Source organism: Planotetraspora thailandica (assembly GCF_016863335.1).
GTDB classification, from domain to species: domain Bacteria; phylum Actinomycetota; class Actinomycetes; order Streptosporangiales; family Streptosporangiaceae; genus Planotetraspora; species Planotetraspora thailandica.
Genome location: NZ_BOOR01000008.1, coordinates 1 through 18,608, shown reverse-complemented (window position 1 = coordinate 18,608; position 18,608 = coordinate 1). Strand labels below are relative to the sequence as shown.

The window sequence follows — 18,608 nt, the reverse complement described above, 5'->3', positions numbered from 1 at the left end:
TACGGTGCGGTCATGGGCGCCGACATGGCCGGCGCCCGGTTTACATGACTTCTGGTGTACGGCGGGCAACCCCGGACGGGGGCTACCAGCTCGACTTGGTGATGCCGGGCAGCTCGCCCCGGTGCGCCATCTCACGGAAGCACACGCGGCACAGGCCGAACTTGCGGTAGACGGCGCGCGGACGGCCGCAGCGCGAGCACCGAGTGTACGCCCGGACCTCGAACTTCTGCTTCCGCGCTGCCTTGACCTTGAGCGATGTCTTCGCCATGATCAGGCCTCCTTGAAGGGGAATCCGAGGTGCTTCAGCAGCGCCCGTCCCTGCTCGTCGTTCTTCGCGGTCGTCACGACCGTGATGTCCATGCCCCGCTGCCGGTCGACCTTGTCCTGGTCGACCTCGTGGAACATGACCTGCTCGGTGAGACCGAAGGTGTAGTTGCCGTTGCCGTCGAACTGCTTCGGCGACAGGCCGCGGAAGTCACGGATACGCGGGAGCGCCAGCGACAGCAGACGGTCGAGGAACTCCCACATGCGGTCGCCGCGCAGGGTCACGTGGGCGCCGATCGGCATGCCCTCGCGGAGCTTGAACTGCGCGATGGACTTGCGGGCGCGGGCGACGGCCGGCTTCTGACCGGTGATCGCGGTGAGGTCGCGGACGGCGCCCTCGATGAGCTTCGAGTCGCGGGCGGCCTCGCCGACACCCATGTTCACCTTGATCTTGGTGACCCCGGGAACCAGCATGATGTTCTCGATGCCGAACTCCTCGCGCAGCTTCGCGATGATCTCCTCGCGGTAGCGCTGCTTGAGGCGCGGAACGGTGCGCTCTTCAGTGGTGGCGGTCATCAGTTGTCCTCACCCGTCTCGCCGGCCTCGTCGCTCTTGGCGTCGGCCTTCTTAGCGGGCTTCTCCTTGGGCTTGTCTTCATCCTTGAGCTTCTTGACGTTGCTCACGTGGATGGGGGCCTCCATGGTCTGCACGCCGCCTTCCTTGGCGCCGCGCGGACCCTGGTGGGTCACCTTGGAGTGCTTCTTGATCAGGTTGACGCCCTCGACCACCACGCGGTCCTCGCGCGGGTAGGCGGCGATGATACGGCCCTCGCGACCCTTGTCCTTGCCGGCGATGACCTTGACGAGGTCACCCTTCTTCACATGCAGCTTCGGCATTTACAACACCTCCGGGGCGAGCGAGATGATGCGCATGAACTTCTTGTCGCGCAGCTCGCGGCCCACCGGGCCGAAGATGCGGGTGCCCCGGGGGTCGCCGCTGTCCTTGATGATGACTGCGGCGTTCTCGTCGAAGCGGATGTAGGAGCCGTCGGGGCGGCGGCGCTCCTTCACGGTGCGCACCACGACAGCCTTGACAACGTCGCCTTTCTTCACGCCTCCGCCGGGGATGGCGTCCTTCACCGTCGCAACGATGACATCGCCGATACCCGCGTAGCGCCGACCCGAGCCGCCGAGCACGCGGATGCAGAGAATCTCCTTGGCACCCGTGTTGTCGGCGACCTTGAGCCGCGACTCCTGCTGGATCACGTCAACTCCTGTGTGTCTCGCCGGTTCTCACCGGTGCGGTGAGCCTGGCGGAACCTGATGTGGTCTTGTTCCCCCGGCGACAGCCGTACGACCGCCGCCGCGGGCGGACCGGGCCTGACGGCCCTGTCCCTTGGACACCGTCATGGGGGATGGTCACCCATCCCCCACGAGGCGCGTATTTGTTACTTGGCCTTCTCGAGGATCTCGACGACCCGCCAGCGCTTGCTGGCCGACAGCGGCCGGGTCTCCATCAGGAGGACGCGGTCGCCGACGCCGCACGAGTTCTGCTCGTCGTGAGCCTTGTACTTCGTCGTACGGCGGATGACCTTGCCGTACAGCGGGTGCTTGACGCGGTCTTCGACGGCGACGACGACGGTCTTGTCCATCTTGTCGCTGACGACCAGGCCCTCGCGGGTCTTGCGGTAGTTCCGCGTCGTCTTCTCGGTTGTCTCAGTTGCTTCAGCCATCGCTCGTCTCCTTCTCGACCGTGACGATTCCGAGCTCGCGCTCACGCATCACGGTGTAGATACGGGCGATCTCCTGGCGGACGGCCCGCAGCCGCCCGTGGCTCTCCAACTGCCCGGTCGCCGACTGGAAGCGGAGGTTGAACAGCTCCTCTTTGGCTTCCTTAAGCTTCTGGACCAGGACGTCCTGGTCTTCAAGCCGCAGCTCACCGGCGGTCAGGCCCTTAGCCATCACGCCTCACCCACTTCACGCTTCACAAAACGGCACTTCATGGGGAGCTTGTGCATCGCACGGCGCATGGCCTCACGGGCCACGGGCTCGGCGACACCGGACAGCTCGAACATGATGCGGCCGGGCTTGACATTGGCGATCCACCACTCCGGAGAACCCTTACCGGAACCCATGCGGGTCTCGGCAGGCTTCTTGGTGAGGGGACGGTCCGGGTAGATGTTGATCCACACCTTGCCACCACGGCGGATGTGCCGGGTCATGGCGATACGTGCGGCCTCGATCTGGCGGTTGGTCACGTAGGAGTGCTCAAGCGCCTGGATGCCGAACTCGCCGAAGACGACCCTCGTGCCGCCCTTGGCGGCACCGTGACGGTCGGGCCGGTGCTGCTTACGGTGCTTGACCCTGCGAGGGATCAGCATGGTCAGCTCCCTTCGGCACCCGGCTGCTCCGCCGGGCCGGTCTCGGGGGCAGCCTGCGCGGCGGCCTCGGTTCTGGGTGCGCGGTCGGAACGGCCGGCCGCTCCGCCACCACGACGCGGACGGTCACCACCGCCGCCACGACGCGGACGGTCGCCACCGCCACCGCCACCGCCACGACGGTCGTCGCGCTCACGGCGCTGACCCGCACGCGCGCCCGCCGCCGCAGCGGCCGCGGCCTCGCGCTCGGCGCGGCTGGTGGGAGCCTCGCCCTTGTAGATCCACACCTTCACGCCGATGCGGCCGAAGGTGGTGCGGGCCTCGTAGAAGCCGTAGTCGATGTCCGCACGGAGCGTGTGCAGGGGCACGCGGCCCTCGCGGTAGAACTCCGAGCGGGACATCTCCGCGCCGCCGAGACGGCCGGAGCACTGGACCCGGATGCCCTTGGCGCCGCTCTTCATGGCGGACTGCATGGCCTTACGCATCGCCCGGCGGAACGAGACGCGGCTGGAGAGCTGCTCGGCCACGCCCTGCGCGACGAGCTGCGCGTCGATCTCGGGGTTCTTCACCTCGAGGATGTTCAGCTGGACCTGCTTCTTGGTCAGCTTCTCCAGGTCGCCGCGGATGCGGTCGGCCTCCGCGCCGCGACGGCCGATGACGATGCCCGGCCGGGCGGTGTGGATGTCGACCTGCACGCGGTCGGTCGTGCGCTCGATCTCGACCTTGGAGATGCCGGCCCGCTCCATGCCCTTCTGCAGCATGCGACGGATAGACACGTCCTCGGCGACGTACGACTTGTACAGCTTGTCGGCGTACCACCGGCTCTTGAAGTCGGTCGTGATGCCGAGGCGGAACCCGTGCGGGTTAACCTTCTGGCCCACTATCGGGTCCTTCCCTTCGGCTTCGGCTCGCGAGATTCCACGATCACCGTGATGTGGCTCGTCCGCTTGTTGATCCGGTAGGCGCGACCCTGGGCACGCGGACGGAACCGCTTGAGCGTCGGGCCCTCGTCGACCCACGCGCGGCTCACGACGAGCGTGTCACGGTCGAGCTTGAAGTTGTGCTCGGCGTTCGCGATCGCGCTCGAGAGCACCTTGTATACGGTCTCGCTCGCCGACTGGGGAGCGAACTGCAGCACGGCCTGCGCCTCCGAAGCGGGCAGCCCGCGAATGAGGTCCACCACACGGCGGGCCTTCCGGGGCGTGTGGCGCGCGAACCGCGCCTGTGCCCTGGCTTCCATCGCTGTCTCCTCTGATGCTTGCTGGAAGGCGCTTACCGCCGGCTGCGGCGGTCTTCCTTGACGTGGCTCCGGAACGTCCGCGTGGGCGCGAACTCTCCGAGCTTGTGACCGATCATCGAGTCGGTGATGAACACCGGGACGTGCTTGCGGCCGTCGTGCACGGCGATCGTGTGACCGATCATGTCCGGCACGATCATGGAGCGCCGCGACCACGTCTTGATGACGTTCTTGGTGCCCTTCTCGTTCTGCGCGTCCACCTTCTTCTGAAGGTGGTCGTCCACGAAGGGGCCCTTCTTAAGGCTACGTGGCATTTTGGCTGCTCCTACCGCTTCTTCCGCTTGCTCCGACGACGGATGATCAGCCGGTCGCTCGGCTTGTTCGCCTGCCGGGTGCGGCCCTCGGGCTTGCCCTTCGGGTTCACCGGGTGGCGACCGCCGGAGGTCTTGCCCTCACCACCACCGTGCGGGTGGTCGACCGGGTTCATGGCGACACCGCGGACCGTGGGGCGCTTGCCCTTCCAACGGTTACGGCCGGCCTTACCGAGGTTGATGTTGGCCTGCTCGGCGTTGCCCACCTGACCGACGGAGGCGCGGCAGCGAATGTCGACCTGGCGCATTTCACCGGACGGCATACGCAGCGTGGCGTAGGTGCCCTCCTTGGCGAGCAGCTGGATCTGCGCGCCGGCGCTGCGGCCGAGCTTGGCGCCACCACCCGGACGGAGCTCCACCGCGTGGATGAAGGTACCGGTCGGGATGTTGCGCAGCGGCAGGCAGTTGCCCGGCTTGATGTCGGCTGCGGGGCCGTTCTCGACGCGGTCCCCCTGCTTGAGACCGGCGGGCGCGAGAATGTAGCGCTTCTCGCCGTCGGCGTAGTGCAGCAGCGCGATGCGGGAGGTCCGGTTCGGGTCGTACTCGATGTGAGCGACCTTGGCCGGGATCCCGTCCTTGTCGTGGCGGCGGAAGTCGATGATCCGGTAGGCGCGCTTGTGCCCGCCTCCCTGGTGCCGGGCGGTCACCCGGCCGTGGACGTTACGGCCGCCCTTGCTGTGCAGGGGGGCAAGCAGCGACTTCTCCGGGGTGCTGCGCGTGATCTCGGAGAAATCCGAGACGCTCGCGCCGCGGCGACCCGGGGTCGTCGGCTTGTATTTACGGATGCCCATCTTATTCGTTCATCCTTCGTCGGTTCATACCGGTAGGGGTCCGCCTCACGGCGGTCCCCCCGGTGCTGACTTACCGGGAGCGGCCGTCCCGCCTCACGGCGAGGCGGCCGATTCCCTTGTGTGGCGGAGGCTCAGCCGATCTGACCGAAGATGTCGATGCGGTCGCCCTCAGCCAGGCTCACGATCGCGCGCTTGGTGTCAGGGCGCTGGCCGAAGCCGGTCCTGGTGCGCTTGCGCTTCCCATGGCGGTTGATCGTGTTAACGCTGGTGACCTTGACGTTGAAGATCTGCTCGATGGCGATCTTCACCTGCGTCTTGTTGGCACCCTTGCGCACCAGGAAGGTGTACTTGTTGTGCTCATCGATCAGGCCGTAGCTCTTCTCAGAGACGACCGGCTTGAGGATGATGTCCCGAGGGTCGGCGATCTTCTGCATCAGCCCTCATCCTTCCCGCTGCTCGCCAGCCGGGCCACGACCTGCTCGTAGGCCTCCTGAGTGAAGACCACGTCGTCATGGACCAGCACGTCATAGGTGTTGAGCTGCCCGGCGTCCAGCAGGTGGACCTCGGGAGCGTTGCGCAGGCTCAGCCAGGTGTTCTCGTCGTTCTCATCGACCACGACGAGCACGCTGCGAGCCTCAGTGATCTTCCGGAGCGCCTGCAGCGCCGCCTTGGTCTTGGGCGTGTCGCCGTCGACCAGGGAGGTCACCACGTGGACGCGGCCGCCGACGGCCCGGTCCGACAGGGCGCCGCGGAGAGCGGCGGCCTTCATCTTCTTGGGCGTCCGCTGCTCGTACGAGCGCGGCTGCGGGCCGTGGACGACGCCACCACCGGTGAACTGCGGGGCGCGGGTCGAACCCTGGCGGGCGCGGCCGGTGCCCTTCTGGCGGTACGGCTTCTTGCCGCCACCGCTGACCTCACCACGGGTCTTGGTCTTGTGCGTGCCCTGCCGACGAGCGGCGAGCTGCGCGACCACGACCTGGTGGATCAGCGGGATGTTGACCTTGGCGCCGAAGACGGCCTCCGGCAGGTCGACGGTGCCCGTCTTCGCTCCGCTGGCGTCGAGGACGTCAATGGTGCTCACTTGGCAACCCCCTTCTTGGCAGCGGTGCGGAGGAGAACCAGGCTGCCGTTGGCGCCGGGGATCGCACCCTTGATCAGGATGAGGCCCTTCTCGGCGTCCACGGCATGGACCTTCAGGCTCTGGATGGTCACGCGGACGTTGCCCATCCGGCCGGCCATGCGCAGGCCCTTGAAGACGCGGCCCGGAGTGGCGCAGCCGCCGATGGAGCCCGGCGAGCGGTGCTTGCGCTGCGTACCGTGCGAGGCGCCGAGACCACGGAAGTTGTGGCGCTTCATGACACCGGCGAAGCCCTTACCCTTGCTCTTGCCGGTGACGTCGATGTACTGCCCGGCCTCGAAGGTGTCCGCGAGGACTTCCTGGCCGATGGCGTACTCGGAGGCGTCGTCGGTGCGGACCTCGGTGAAGTAGCGGCGCGGTGTGATGTCGTGCTTGCGCAGGTAGTCGCCCAGCGGCTTGTTGACCTTGCGCGGGTCCACCTGGCCGTAGCCGAGCTGGACGGCGGAGTAGCCGTCCTTCTCCGGCGTGCGCACCCGGGTCACCACGCACGGACCGGCCTCGACGACGGTCACCGGAACGAGCCGGTTGCCCTCGTCGAAGACCTGGGTCATGCCGAGCTTCTTGCCCAGGACGCCCTTGATCTGCTTAGCCATGTCAGTGCGTTCCCTCAGAGCTTGATCGAGATGTCGACGCCGGCAGGAAGGTCGAGCCGCATGAGCGAGTCGACGGTCTTCGGCGTCGGGTCGAGGATGTCAATCAGCCGCTTGTGCGTACGCATCTCAAAGTGCTCGCGGCTGTCCTTGTACTTGTGCGGCGACCGGATGACGCAGTACACGTTCTTCTCGGTCGGCAGCGGCACCGGGCCAGCGACCTTGGCGCCGGTCCGCGTCACCGTCTCGACGATCTTCTTGGCCGAGCTGTCGATGACCTCGTGGTCATACGCCTTGAGCCGGATGCGGATCTTCTGTCCCGCCATAATGGCCTCGGTGTCCTTCGCTGTCGTCGTATAAAGCTTCATGCGGCCTGTTGCCGCTGTGGTTTCCCTACGATCGGCGTTCCGGATCTCGTCCGGTTCTCCGTGATCTGGCAGTCGTTTCGGTCATCACCTGCCGAAACCACTGCGAGATCACGGTCTCGTCGTTCGTGGGGCAGGGCCTCTCGGCCCCTCCGCGGTGCGGCGGCCAGGTCCTCGCGGGCCTGACCGCCACTCCTCGGTGTACTACTTGAGGATCTTCGTCACACGACCGGCGCCGACGGTGCGGCCGCCCTCGCGGATCGCGAACTTGAGGCCTTCCTCCATCGCGATCGGCTGGATCAGCTGGACGGTCATCTCGGTGTTGTCACCGGGCATGACCATCTCGGTGCCCTCGGGCAGGTTCACAACACCGGTCACGTCAGTCGTACGGAAGTAGAACTGCGGACGGTAGTTGTTGAAGAACGGCGTGTGGCGGCCGCCCTCGTCCTTGGACAGGATGTAGACCTGCGCCTCGAACTCGGTGTGCGGGGTGGTCGTGCCCGGCTTGATGACACACTGGCCGCGCTCGACGTCCTCGCGCTTGATACCACGCAGGAGCAGACCGACGTTGTCACCGGCCTGGCCCTCGTCGAGGAGCTTGCGGAACATCTCGACACCGGTGACGGTGGTCGAGGTGCTCTTCTCCTTGATGCCGATGATGTCGACGGTCTCGTTGACCTTGACGATACCGCGCTCGATACGGCCGGTGACGACGGTGCCACGGCCGGTGATCGAGAAGACGTCCTCGATCGGCATCAGGAACGGCTTCTCGGTGTCACGAACCGGCTCGGGAACGTTGTCGTCCACCGCGGTCATGAGCTCGATGATGCTGTCGGCCCACTTCTCATCGCCCTCGAGCGCCTTCAGCGCAGAGACGCGGATGACCGGCAGGTCGTCGCCCGGGAACTCCTGGGCGGACAGCAGCTCGCGGACCTCGAGCTCGACGAGCTCCAGGATCTCCTCGTCGTCCACCATGTCGGCCTTGTTCAGCGCGACGACGATGTACGGAACACCGACCTGGCGGGCCAGGAGCACGTGCTCCTTGGTCTGCGGCATCGGGCCGTCGGTGGCGGCGACCACGAGGATCGCGCCGTCCATCTGCGCGGCACCCGTGATCATGTTCTTCACGTAGTCGGCGTGACCGGGGCAGTCCACGTGGGCGTAGTGGCGCTTCTCGGTCTGGTACTCGACGTGCGCGATCGAGATGGTGATACCGCGAGCCTTCTCCTCGGGCGCCTTGTCGATCTTGTCGAACGGGGTCGCCTCGTTGAGCTGCGGGAAACGGTCGTGGAGCACCTTGGTGATCGCCGCGGTCAGAGTGGTCTTGCCGTGGTCGATGTGCCCAATGGTGCCGATGTTCACGTGCGGCTTGTTCCGCTCGAACTTGGCCTTGGCCACTGCTCTGTCTCCTTAGAGATTCTGACTTGACTTGCTTCCAACTCAGGCCCCGTACGGCACAGCCGTACGCGAGGGGACGTGCGCCCCGAGCCTCTCCGGCACGGGGGCGTCGATGGTCATCGGCGCCCCCGTCCAGAGCGACACGGAACTTATTCGCCCCGAGCCTTCGCGACGATCTCCTTGGCGATGCCCGGGGGCACCTCCGCGTAGGAGTCGAACTGCATGCTGTAGCTCGCCCGGCCCTGAGTGCGGCTGCGCAGGTCACCCACGTAGCCGAACATCTCAGAGAGCGGGACGAGCGCCTGGATGACCCGGGCGCCGGACCGTTCGTCCATCGCCTGGATCTGTCCGCGGCGACCGTTGAGGTCACCGATGACGTCACCCATGTAGTCCTCGGGCGTGGTGACCTCGACGGCCATCATCGGCTCGAGAAGCACGGCGTCCGCCTTGCGCGCGGCCTCCTTGAAGGCCATCGAGCCGGCGATTTTGAAGGCCATTTCCGACGAGTCCACCTCGTGGAAGGCACCGTCCCGGAGCGTGACCTTGACACCGACCATCGGGTAGCCGGCGAGGACGCCGAACTCGGCAGCCTCCTGGGCGCCCGCGTCCACCGACGGGATGTACTCCCGAGGGATGCGGCCACCGGTCACGCTGTTGTTGAACTCGTAGCCGTCGTTGCCCTCGCCCAGCGGCTCCAGGTCGATGATCACGCGCGCGAACTGGCCGGAACCACCGGTCTGCTTCTTGTGCGTGTACTCGACCTTCTCCACCTTGCGGCGGATGGTCTCGCGGTAGGCGACCTGCGGGCGGCCGACGTTCGCCTCGACCTTGAACTCGCGGCGCATCCGGTCGACGAGGATCTCCAGGTGGAGTTCACCCATACCCCAGATGACGGTCTGGCCGGTCTCCTCGTCGCGGCGGACCTGGAAGGACGGGTCCTCCTCGGCCAGCCGCTGGATCGCGGTACCCAGCTTCTCCTGGTCGCCCTTGGTCTTGGGCTCGATCGCGACGTTGATGACCGGAGCCGGGAACGTCATCGACTCGAGCACGACCTGGTTGGACGGGTCGGACAGCGTGTCACCGGTGGTGGTGTCCTTCAGGCCCATCACGGCGACGATCTGACCAGCGGTCGCGACCGGGCGCTCTTCGCGCTTGTTCGCGTGCATCTGGTAGATCTTGCCGATCCGCTCCTTCTTCCCCTTCACCGAGTTGATCACGGTGGTGCCGGAGTCGAGCGTGCCGGAGTAGATGCGGATGTAGGTCAGCTTGCCCAGGTGCGGGTCGCTCATGATCTTGAACGCAAGCGCGGCGAACGGCTCCGCCGGGTCCGCGTGACGCTCGATGACCTGGTCCTCGTGCCCGACCGCGTGGCCCTTGAAGGCCGGGATGTCGGTGGGCGCGGGGAGGTAGGCGACGATTGCGTCGAGCAGGGGCTGCACGCCCTTGTTCTTGAACGCCGTACCGCACAGGACCGGGTTGATGGCGCTGGACACCGTCGCCCGGCGGATGGCGGCGACGAGCTGCTCCTCGGTGGGCTCGACGCCCTCCAGGAAGAGCTCCATGAGCTCGTCGTCGTTCTCGGCGACCGTCTCGACGAGCTTGTCGCGCCACTCACGGGCGACGTCCGCGTGATCGGCCGGGATGTCGACGGTGTCGTACATCTCGCCCTTGGCGGCCTCGGCGCTCCAGATGAGGCCCTTCATCTTCACCAGGTCGATGACGCCCTTGAAGTCGGCCTCGACGCCCCAGGGAAGCTGAATGACCGCGGGGGTCGCGTTCAGCCGGCTGATCATCATGTCGACGCAGCGGTGGAACTCCGCGCCGACTCTGTCCATCTTGTTGACGAAACAGATGCGGGGCACGCCGTAGCGGTCGGCCTGGCGCCACACCGTCTCCGACTGCGGCTCCACACCGGCGACACCGTCGAACACGGCGACGGCGCCGTCGAGGACGCGCAGCGAGCGCTCCACCTCGATGGTGAAGTCGACGTGACCGGGCGTGTCGATGATGTTGATGGTGTGGCCGAGCCACTCACAGGTCGTCGCGGCAGACGTGATCGTGATGCCGCGCTCCTGCTCCTGCTCCATCCAGTCCATCGTGGCAGCGCCCTCGTGGACCTCACCGATCTTGTAGTTGATACCGGTGTAGAACAGGATGCGCTCGGTCGTGGTGGTTTTGCCCGCGTCGATGTGCGCCATGATCCCGATGTTGCGGACCTTGGCCAGTTCAAGAGCGGTCGTGGTGGCCACTTCTCTCGCGTCCTTAACTCGTCTCGGTGCCGACTACCAGCGGTAGTGGGCGAAGGCCTTGTTGGAGTCGGCCATCTTGTGCGTGTCCTCGCGCCGCTTGACGCTGGCTCCGAGGCCGTTGCTCGCGTCGAGCAGCTCGTTCATGAGCCGCTCGGTCATGGTCTTCTCGCGGCGGGCCCGGGAGTACTGCACGAGCCACCGCAGGGCCAGCGTGGTGCTGCGCGCAGCGCGCACCTCAACCGGCACCTGGTAGGTCGCGCCACCGACACGGCGGCTGCGCACCTCGAGAGTGGGCTTGACGTTGTCCAGGGCGCGCTTGAGGGTGACGACCGGGTCGTTGCCGGTCTTCTCCTTGCAACCCTCGAGAGCGCCGTAAACGATCGACTGCGCGATCGAGCGCTTGCCGTCCAGGAGGACCTTGTTGATCAGAGCGGTGACCAACGGGGAGTTGTGCACCGGGTCGGCGACAAGCTGGCGGCGACCAGGAGAACCCTTACGCGGCATGTCAGCTCTTCTCCTTCTTCGCGCCGTAGCGGCTGCGGGCCTGCTTGCGGTTGCGGACACCCTGGGTGTCCAGCGAGCCGCGGATGATCTTGTAACGAACACCCGGCAGGTCCTTCACACGGCCTCCACGGACGAGCACGATCGAGTGCTCCTGGAGGTTGTGACCCACACCCGGGATGTACGCCGTGACCTCGATGCCGTTGGTGAGCCGAACACGGGCCACCTTGCGCAGCGCCGAGTTGGGCTTCTTGGGGGTCGTCGTGTACACGCGGGTGCAAACGCCACGCCGCTGCGGGCTCCCCTTGAGGGCAGGAGTCTTGGTCTTACTGACCTTGTCCTGCCGGCCCTTTCGGACCAACTGCTGAATGGTGGGCACCGCGTCTCCGTTTCGTGCCTTGGCCGGTGATACGTACATTCCTGATCAGGGCCGCCGTGGCTTCCCGTCTCAGGCCGTGCATTTCGCAGGCACTGCCGGTGTCATGACCTGCTGGTTTTGAGTCTCCTCCGGCCCACGCGCTCGGGCGTGTCGCGCTTTTAGCACGACCACATCCGGTTGAGCCCGGCCGATTGAGGAGTCACGCGACGCTCCACCGTTCCCTTGGGGATCGGCCTCCGAGCGCACGCATGCGAGCCCATGGAGTCCACGGGCACGAAGACAAAGATTACCCAGCACAACGCAACGAGTCAAAACCGTCGCCACTGGGTCGTTGTAATTCGCGCCATGGTCCCCGCGACCTGCCTTCCTCACAGGCCGCCACTGGGCTCAGGGGGATTCTATCGGTACCCGGTGAGTCCCCTGGCCATTTCAGTGTCTACTTGTCCTCGCTCCGCTCGGACGGGGCTCGGGACGCCTTGAGGCGATGCCTTCCCTCGTCGTTCGGGGTCGCTCGTACCTCGCTCCCCGCTCACTCCTCAGTCCAGGCACCGCCGCGTCCCTCGCAAACAAGCTTGGCCCGAACGAAGTCGCTTACCTCACGCAAACCAGGCATTCCCGCATTCCCCAATTCAACCCTCGCTCCGCTCGGGCAACTCGGGGCGCCTTGAGGCGACGCCTTCCCTCGTCGTTCGGGGTCGCTCGTACCTCGCTCCCCGCTCACTCCTCAGTCCAGGCATCGAAGGCCCTCGTAGTCCGGCATCGCCGATGACCATGAATGTCTGGCGAACAAAGCAAAACGCCCGGAGTGGCGGACCACCCCGGGCGTTTCGTCTGTGACCTACGAGCTAGGACTTACCGGCCGTACTGCCCGAAGTCGTACTCCTCCAGCGGGACGGCTTCGCCGCTGCCGGAGCCGAACGTGTAGTCCGCAGCGGAGCCGTCGTACCCGCCGACCGTGTACATCGCGGCCTTGGCCTCCTCGGTGGGCTCCACCCGGATGTTGCGGTACTGGGGCATACCCGTACCGGCCGGGATGAGCTTACCGATGATGACGTTCTCCTTGAGTCCGAGCAGGGAGTCCGACTTGGCGTGGATCGCCGCGTCGGTGAGGACCCGCGTGGTCTCCTGGAACGACGCCGCCGACAGCCACGACTCGGTCGCGAGCGACGCCTTCGTGATACCCATGAGCACCGGACGTCCGGAGGCCGGCTGGCCGCCCTCCGCCACGGTCTCCCGGTTGAGCACCTCGAACCGCGGACGCTCGACCAGCTCACCGGGCAGCAGTTCGGTGTCGCCCGACTCGAGCACGTTCACGCGCTTGAGCATCTGCCGGACGATGACCTCGATGTGCTTGTCGTGGATCGACACACCCTGCGAACGGTAGACCTGCTGCACCTCGTCGACCAGGTGGAGCTGCACCGCGCGGGGGCCGAGGATGCGCAGGACCTCGTTGGGGTTGCGCGCGCCGGCGATCAGCAGCTGGCCGACCTCCACGTGCTGCCCCTCGGAGACCAGCAGCCTCGACCTCATCGACACCGGGTAGGCGATCTCCTCGGAGCCGTCGTCCGGAGTGATGACGATCTTGCGGGTCTTGTCCGTCTCGTCGATCCGCACCCGGCCGGTGACCTCGCTGATCGGGGCGACACCCTTGGGGATGCGCGCCTCGAACAGCTCCTGGACACGGGGCAGACCGTGGGTGATGTCAGCACCCGCCACACCACCGGTGTGGAAGGTACGCATCGTCAGCTGGGTGCCGGGCTCACCGATCGACTGGGCCGCGATGATGCCGACGGCCTCGCCGACGTCCACGAGCTTGCCGGTGGCCAGCGAGCGGCCGTAGCACGTGGCGCAGACACCGATCTTGGCCTCGCACACCAGGGTGCTGCGGGTCCTGACGGTCTCGACCCCGGCCTCGACCAGCGCCGTGACAATGGCGTCGTTGATGTCGACGCCCTTGGAGGCGACGAGCTTGCCGTCCACCTCGACGTCCTCGGCCAGGATGCGGCCGTGCACGTTGCTCTCGGCGTTCTCCGCCTTGACCAGGTTGCCCTGCGGGTCGCGCTCGCCGACGTGCAGCGGGACCGCGCGGTCGGTGCCGCAGTCGATCTCGCGGACGATGACGTCCTGGGCCACGTCGACCAGACGACGGGTCAGGTAACCGGAGTCGGCGGTCCGCAGAGCGGTGTCCGCCAGACCCTTCCGCTGGCCGTGGGTGGAGATGAAGTACTCCAGCACCGACAGGCCCTCACGGAACGAGGACTTGATCGGCCGCGGGATCGTCTCACCCTTGGTGTTGGACACCAGGCCGCGGATGCCGGCGATCTGCCGCACCTGCATCTTGTTACCGCGGGCGCCGGAGTTGACCATCATCCAGACCGGGTTCGTCGCGGGGAACGCGTTGACCATGTCGGTCTCGACGTCCGCCGTGGCGTGGGTCCAGATCTCGATGAGCTCCTGACGACGCTCCTCGTCGGTGATCAGACCGCGGTCGTACTCGCGCTGGACCTTGTCGGCCCTCTTCTCGTACGACTCCATGATCGCCGCCTTGTTCGGCGGCGCCACGACGTCCTCGATCGAGATCGTCACACCGGCGCGGGTCGCCCAGTGGAAGCCCGCGTCCTTGAGCGAGTCGAGCGCGTTGGCGACGTCGACCTTCGGGTACCGCTCGGCCAGCTCGTTGACGATTGCGGAGAGCTGCTTCTTGCCGACCTGGTAGTTCACGAAGGGGTAGTTGTCCGGCAGCGTCTGGTTGAACAGGCACCGGCCCAGCGTGGTCTCCAGCCGGATCGGGTCACCCGCCTCCCAGCCCTCCGGAGCCTCCCAGCCGCGCGGCGGCGGGACGTCCTTGAGCCGGACCTGGATCGTCGCCTGCATGTCCAGCTCGTGGCGGTCGTGGGCCATGAGGGCCTCCGACACCGTCGCGAACACACGGCCGGTGCCCGGGGCGTCTTCCTTGTCCGTGGTCAGCCAGTAGAGACCGATGACCATGTCCTGGGTGGGCATCGTCACCGGCTTGCCGTCCGCCGGCTTGAGGATGTTGTTGGTGGACAGCATCAGGATGCGCGCCTCGGCCTGAGCCTCGGCCGACAGCGGCAGGTGCACGGCCATCTGGTCACCGTCGAAGTCGGCGTTGAACGCCGTGCAGACGAGCGGGTGGATCTGGATCGCCTTGCCCTCGACCAGCTGCGGCTCGAACGCCTGGATGCCCAGACGGTGCAGCGTGGGCGCACGGTTGAGCAGCACCGGGTGCTCGGTGATGACCTCTTCGAGCACGTCCCACACGACGGGACGGGCACGCTCGACCATCCGCTTGGCCGACTTGATGTTCTGCGCGTGGTTCAGGTCGACCAGGCGCTTCATCACGAACGGCTTGAACAGCTCCAGCGCCATCTGCTTGGGCAGGCCGCACTGGTGCAGCTTGAGCTGCGGGCCGACGACGATGACCGAACGGCCGGAGTAGTCGACACGCTTGCCCAGCAGGTTCTGGCGGAACCGGCCCTGCTTGCCCTTCAGCATGTCGCTGAGGGACTTCAGGGGCCGGTTGCCGGGGCCGGTGACCGGACGTCCGCGACGGCCGTTGTCGAACAGAGCGTCGACGGCCTCCTGGAGCATCCGCTTCTCGTTGTTCACGATGATCTCGGGCGCGCCGAGGTCGAGCAGACGCTTGAGCCGGTTGTTCCGGTTGATCACGCGGCGGTAGAGGTCGTTCAGGTCGGAGGTCGCGAAGCGGCCACCGTCCAGCTGGACCATCGGGCGAAGGTCCGGCGGGATCACCGGAATGCAGTCGAGCACCATGCCGCTGGGCGAGTTCCTCGTGTTGAGGAACGCCGCGACGACCTTCAGCCGCTTGAGGGCGCGGGCCTTCTTCTGGCCCTTGCCGCTGCGGATGGTCTCGCGCAGGTTCTCCGCCTCGGCCTCCAGGTCGAAGCTGTTCAGCCGTTCCTGGATCGCCTGGGCGCCCATGCCGCCGCGGAAGTAGCGGCCGAAACGGTCGCGCATCTCGCGGTAGAGCAGCTCGTCGCCCTCGAGGTCCTGGACCTTGAGCGCCTTGAAGCGGCTCCAGACCTCATCGAGACGGTCCAGCTCGCGCTGGGCGCGGTCGCGCAGCTGCCGCATCTCGCGGTCGGCGCCCTCACGCACCTTGCGCCGCTGGTCGCCCTTGGCGCCGGCGGCCTCCAGCTCGGCCAGGTCGGCCTCGAGCTTCTTCTGGCGGGCCTCGATGTCGGCGTCACGGCGCTGCTCGACGTGCTGCCGCTCGACGGAGATCTTGGCCTCCAGCGACGGCAGGTCACGGTCACGCATCTCGTTGTCGACATGCGTGATCATGTAGGCCGCGAAGTAGATGACCTTCTCCAGGTCCTTCGGGGCCAGGTCGAGCAGGTACCCGAGGCGCGAAGGAACGCCCTTGAAGTACCAGATGTGGGTGACCGGCGCGGCCAGCTCGATGTGGCCCATCCGCTCACGGCGCACCTTGGCGCGCGTGACCTCGACGCCACAACGCTCACAGATGATGCCCTTGAAACGGACGCGCTTGTACTTGCCGCAGTAGCACTCCCAGTCGCGGGTCGGACCGAAGATCTTCTCGCAGAAGAGCCCGTCCTTTTCCGGCTTGAGAGTCCGGTAGTTGATCGTCTCCGGCTTCTTCACCTCGCCGTGCGACCACTGGCGGATGTCGTCAGCGGTCGCCAGGCCGATTCGGAGTTCGTCGAAGAAGTTGACGTCGAGCACTTTTGATCCCCTCAGCTTCTAGATCAGACCTCTTCGACGCTGCTCGGCTCACGCCGGGACAGGTCGATGCCGAGCTCCTCCGCAGCGCGGAAGACATCCTCGTCCGTGTCTCTCATCTCGATGGACATGCCGTCGCTGGACAGCACCTCGACGTTGAGGCACAGCGACTGCATTTCCTTGATAAGGACCTTGAAGGACTCCGGAATGCCCGGCTCGGGGATGTTCTCGCCCTTGACGATGGCCTCGTAGACCTTCACGCGGCCGAGCACGTCGTCGGACTTGATCGTGAGCAGCTCCTGCAGCGCGTAGGCCGCGCCGTACGCCTCAAGGGCCCACACCTCCATCTCACCGAAGCGCTGGCCACCGAACTGGGCCTTACCGCCGAGCGGCTGCTGGGTGATCATGGAGTACGGACCGGTCGACCGTGCGTGGATCTTGTCGTCGACCAGGTGAAGCAGCTTGAGGATGTAGATGTAGCCGACCGAGATCGGGTGCGGGAACGGTTCGCCGGAGCGGCCGTCGAACAGCCGCGCCTTGCCGTTCTCACCGACCATGCGGGAGCCGTCCCTGTTGACCAGGGTGTTGCTCAGCAGGCCGACGATCTCCTCCTCGTGGGCGCCGTCGAAGACGGGCGTCGCCACCTTGGTGCGCGGCTCGACGGAGGTCAGGCCCTTGTCGCGCAGGCGCTCGGCCCAGGCCTCCTCCACACCGCTGACGTCCCATCCTCGGGCGGCGATCCAGCCGAGGTGGGTCTCCAGGACCTGGCCGACGTTCATTCGCCCGGGAACGCCCAGCGGGTTCAGGACGATGTCGACCGGCGTGCCGTCCTCAAGGAACGGCATGTCCTCCACAGGGAGGATCTTGGAGATGACGCCCTTGTTGCCGTGACGGCCGGCCAGCTTGTCACCATCGGTGATCTTGCGCTTCTGAGCCACGTAGACGCGGACCAGCTCGTTCACACCCGGAGGAAGCTCGTCGCCCTCCTCGCGGCTGAACACGCGCACACCGATGACCTTGCCGGACTCGCCGTGCGGCACCTTCAGCGAGGTGTCGCGAACCTCACGCGCCTTCTCACCGAAGATCGCGCGGAGCAGGCGCTCCTCGGGGGTCAGCTCGGTCTCACCCTTGGGCGTGACCTTGCCGACCAGGATGTCGCCGGTGGTCACCTCGGCGCCGATCCGGATGATGCCGCGCTCGTCGAGGTCGGCCAGGACCTCTTCGGAGACGTTCGGGATGTCCCGGGTGATCTCCTCGGGGCCCAGCTTGGTGTCGCGGGCGTCGACCTCGTGCTCCTCGATGTGGATCGAGGAGAGCACGTCGTCCTGCACCAGACGCTGGGACAGGATGATCGCGTCTTCGTAGTTGTGGCCCTCCCACGGCATGAACGCCACGAGCAGGTTCTTGCCGAGCGCCATCTCGCCGTTGTCGGTGCAGGGACCGTCGGCGATGACCTGGTTGACCTCAACGCGGTCGCCCTCGGCCACGATCGGCTTCTGGTTGAACGAGGTGCCCTGGTTCGAGCGCTTGAACTTGGCCACCCGGTACGTCGTCCGCGTGCCGTCGTCGTTCATGACGGTGACGTAGTCGGCGGAGACCTCCTCGACCACACCGGCCTTCTCAGCGCTGATGACGTCACCGGCGTCGGTCGCGGCACGGTACTCCATGCCGGTGCCGACCAGCGGAGCCTCGCTCTTGAGCAGGGGCACCGACTGGCGCTGCATGTTCGAGCCCATGAGCGCGCGGTTGGCATCGTCGTGCTCGAGGAACGGGATCATCGCGGTCGCGACCGACACCATCTGGCGCGGAGACACGTCCATGTAGTCCACGTCGGACGGATGGACGGCCTCGAACTCACCGCCCTTACGTCGGGCCAGGACGCGCGACTCGACGAAGCCGCCGTCGGAGCTCAGGGACGTGTTGGCCTGAGCCACGACGTGCCGGTCCTCCTCGTCGGCGGTCAGGTAGTCGATCTGGTCGGTGACCTTCCCGTCCACGACCTTGCGGTACGGCGTCTCGACGAACCCGAAGGAGTTGACCCGGCCGAAGGACGACAGCGAGCCGATGAGGCCGATGTTCGGGCCTTCCGGCGTCTCGATCGGGCACATGCGACCGTAGTGGGACGGGTGCACGTCACGGACCTCGAAGCCGGCCCGCTCACGGGACAGACCGCCGGGGCCGAGGGCCGACAGACGCCGCTTGTGCGTCAGGCCCGCCAGCGGG

21 protein-coding genes are annotated in these 18,608 nt (G+C 66.5%); all 21 read right to left on the bottom strand.

The window, feature by feature from the left end:
• Positions 1-82: 82 nt before the first annotated feature.
• A complete protein-coding gene (locus tag Pth03_RS07145; RefSeq protein ID WP_030451489.1) occupies positions 83-268 on the bottom strand; it encodes a type Z 30S ribosomal protein S14 in 186 nt (61 codons plus the stop codon).
• 2 nt (positions 269-270) lie between these two features.
• Positions 271-840: a 50S ribosomal protein L5 gene (gene rplE, locus Pth03_RS07140; protein WP_203943341.1), complete on the bottom strand. Its 570-nt coding sequence runs from the start codon at positions 838-840 to the stop codon at positions 271-273.
• Entirely contained in the window at positions 840-1,151 is a 312-nt protein-coding gene (gene rplX / locus Pth03_RS07135) for a 50S ribosomal protein L24 (protein ID WP_203943635.1), read from the bottom strand. Before rplX ends, rplE begins: the two co-directional genes overlap by 1 nt.
• A gap of 9 nt (positions 1,152-1,160) precedes the next feature.
• On the bottom strand, positions 1,161-1,529 hold the full coding sequence (rplN, locus tag Pth03_RS07130) for a 50S ribosomal protein L14 (protein WP_036328509.1): 369 nt from the start codon (positions 1,527-1,529) through the stop codon (positions 1,161-1,163).
• 182 nt (positions 1,530-1,711) lie between these two features.
• Positions 1,712-1,996 (bottom strand): 30S ribosomal protein S17, encoded by a 285-nt coding sequence (gene rpsQ / locus Pth03_RS07125; protein ID WP_203943340.1) that lies wholly within the window; start codon positions 1,994-1,996, stop codon positions 1,712-1,714.
• Positions 1,989-2,225 (bottom strand): 50S ribosomal protein L29, encoded by a 237-nt coding sequence (rpmC, locus tag Pth03_RS07120; RefSeq protein ID WP_203943339.1) that lies wholly within the window; start codon positions 2,223-2,225, stop codon positions 1,989-1,991. Before rpmC ends, rpsQ begins: the two co-directional genes overlap by 8 nt.
• The gene (gene rplP / locus Pth03_RS07115) at positions 2,225-2,644 is read right to left on the bottom strand and encodes a 50S ribosomal protein L16 (protein WP_203943338.1); all 420 of its coding nucleotides are present in this window, start codon (positions 2,642-2,644) and stop codon (positions 2,225-2,227) included. The genes rpmC and rplP overlap by 1 nt, the downstream gene beginning before the upstream one ends.
• Positions 2,645-2,646: 2 nt before the next feature.
• Entirely contained in the window at positions 2,647-3,522 is an 876-nt protein-coding gene (rpsC, locus tag Pth03_RS07110) for a 30S ribosomal protein S3 (RefSeq protein WP_203943337.1), read from the bottom strand.
• The gene (gene rplV / locus Pth03_RS07105) at positions 3,522-3,881 is read right to left on the bottom strand and encodes a 50S ribosomal protein L22 (RefSeq protein WP_203943336.1); all 360 of its coding nucleotides are present in this window, start codon (positions 3,879-3,881) and stop codon (positions 3,522-3,524) included. The genes rpsC and rplV overlap by 1 nt, the downstream gene beginning before the upstream one ends.
• A gap of 32 nt (positions 3,882-3,913) precedes the next feature.
• The gene (rpsS, locus tag Pth03_RS07100; RefSeq protein ID WP_182898488.1) at positions 3,914-4,192 is read right to left on the bottom strand and encodes a 30S ribosomal protein S19; all 279 of its coding nucleotides are present in this window, start codon (positions 4,190-4,192) and stop codon (positions 3,914-3,916) included.
• A gap of 11 nt (positions 4,193-4,203) precedes the next feature.
• Positions 4,204-5,040: a 50S ribosomal protein L2 gene (rplB, locus tag Pth03_RS07095; RefSeq protein WP_203943335.1), complete on the bottom strand. Its 837-nt coding sequence runs from the start codon at positions 5,038-5,040 to the stop codon at positions 4,204-4,206.
• Positions 5,041-5,171: 131 nt separating this feature from the next.
• Positions 5,172-5,474, bottom strand: a complete 303-nt coding sequence (gene rplW, locus Pth03_RS07090; protein ID WP_203943334.1) for a 50S ribosomal protein L23 — start codon at positions 5,472-5,474, stop codon at positions 5,172-5,174.
• On the bottom strand, positions 5,474-6,121 hold the full coding sequence (gene rplD, locus Pth03_RS07085) for a 50S ribosomal protein L4 (RefSeq protein ID WP_203943333.1): 648 nt from the start codon (positions 6,119-6,121) through the stop codon (positions 5,474-5,476). The genes rplW and rplD overlap by 1 nt, the downstream gene beginning before the upstream one ends.
• The gene (gene rplC, locus Pth03_RS07080) at positions 6,118-6,771 is read right to left on the bottom strand and encodes a 50S ribosomal protein L3 (RefSeq protein WP_203943332.1); all 654 of its coding nucleotides are present in this window, start codon (positions 6,769-6,771) and stop codon (positions 6,118-6,120) included. The genes rplD and rplC overlap by 4 nt, the downstream gene beginning before the upstream one ends.
• Positions 6,772-6,785: 14 nt before the next feature.
• Positions 6,786-7,094, bottom strand: coding sequence for a 30S ribosomal protein S10 (gene rpsJ / locus Pth03_RS07075; protein ID WP_203943634.1), 309 nt, complete (start codon positions 7,092-7,094; stop codon positions 6,786-6,788).
• Between the two features lie 243 nt (positions 7,095-7,337).
• Positions 7,338-8,531, bottom strand: a complete 1,194-nt coding sequence (gene tuf / locus Pth03_RS07070) for an elongation factor Tu (protein WP_203943331.1) — start codon at positions 8,529-8,531, stop codon at positions 7,338-7,340.
• Between the two features lie 149 nt (positions 8,532-8,680).
• Positions 8,681-10,729 carry an elongation factor G gene (gene fusA / locus Pth03_RS07065; RefSeq protein WP_239118869.1) on the bottom strand — a complete coding sequence of 683 codons (2,049 nt, stop codon included), beginning with the start codon at positions 10,727-10,729 and terminating at the stop codon, positions 8,681-8,683.
• Positions 10,730-10,813: 84 nt separating this feature from the next.
• Positions 10,814-11,284 carry a 30S ribosomal protein S7 gene (gene rpsG, locus Pth03_RS07060; protein ID WP_203943329.1) on the bottom strand — a complete coding sequence of 157 codons (471 nt, stop codon included), beginning with the start codon at positions 11,282-11,284 and terminating at the stop codon, positions 10,814-10,816.
• Position 11,285: 1 nt separating this feature from the next.
• On the bottom strand, positions 11,286-11,660 hold the full coding sequence (gene rpsL / locus Pth03_RS07055; RefSeq protein ID WP_061253213.1) for a 30S ribosomal protein S12: 375 nt from the start codon (positions 11,658-11,660) through the stop codon (positions 11,286-11,288).
• Between the two features lie 852 nt (positions 11,661-12,512).
• Positions 12,513-16,388 (bottom strand): DNA-directed RNA polymerase subunit beta', encoded by a 3,876-nt coding sequence (locus Pth03_RS07050; protein ID WP_203943328.1) that lies wholly within the window; start codon positions 16,386-16,388, stop codon positions 12,513-12,515.
• Between the two features lie 23 nt (positions 16,389-16,411).
• Positions 16,412-18,608, bottom strand: a 2,197-nt coding sequence (gene rpoB / locus Pth03_RS07045; RefSeq protein WP_203943327.1) for a DNA-directed RNA polymerase subunit beta, incomplete at its 5' end; no start/stop codon positions are given.

Excerpts from the sequence above, each read along its gene's own strand:
- fusA (WP_239118869.1), bottom strand. The coding sequence starts at position 10,729 with ATGGCGCACATCGACGCGGGCAAAACCACCACGACCGAGCGCATCCTG.
- rpmC (WP_203943339.1), bottom strand. The coding sequence starts at position 2,225 with ATGGCTAAGGGCCTGACCGCCGGTGAGCTGCGGCTTGAAGACCAGGAC.
- rpsJ (WP_203943634.1), bottom strand. The coding sequence starts at position 7,094 with ATGGCGGGACAGAAGATCCGCATCCGGCTCAAGGCGTATGACCACGAG.
- rpsS (WP_182898488.1), bottom strand. The coding sequence starts at position 4,192 with ATGCCACGTAGCCTTAAGAAGGGCCCCTTCGTGGACGACCACCTTCAG.
- rpsQ (WP_203943340.1), bottom strand. The coding sequence starts at position 1,996 with ATGGCTGAAGCAACTGAGACAACCGAGAAGACGACGCGGAACTACCGC.
- rplB (WP_203943335.1), bottom strand. The coding sequence starts at position 5,040 with ATGGGCATCCGTAAATACAAGCCGACGACCCCGGGTCGCCGCGGCGCG.
- Pth03_RS07145 (WP_030451489.1), bottom strand. The coding sequence starts at position 268 with ATGGCGAAGACATCGCTCAAGGTCAAGGCAGCGCGGAAGCAGAAGTTC.
- rplE (WP_203943341.1), bottom strand. The coding sequence starts at position 840 with ATGACCGCCACCACTGAAGAGCGCACCGTTCCGCGCCTCAAGCAGCGC.
- rplC (WP_203943332.1), bottom strand. The coding sequence starts at position 6,771 with ATGGCTAAGCAGATCAAGGGCGTCCTGGGCAAGAAGCTCGGCATGACC.
- rplW (WP_203943334.1), bottom strand. The coding sequence starts at position 5,474 with ATGCAGAAGATCGCCGACCCTCGGGACATCATCCTCAAGCCGGTCGTC.
- rplV (WP_203943336.1), bottom strand. The coding sequence starts at position 3,881 with ATGGAAGCCAGGGCACAGGCGCGGTTCGCGCGCCACACGCCCCGGAAG.
- rpsG (WP_203943329.1), bottom strand. The coding sequence starts at position 11,284 with ATGCCGCGTAAGGGTTCTCCTGGTCGCCGCCAGCTTGTCGCCGACCCG.
- rplP (WP_203943338.1), bottom strand. The coding sequence starts at position 2,644 with ATGCTGATCCCTCGCAGGGTCAAGCACCGTAAGCAGCACCGGCCCGAC.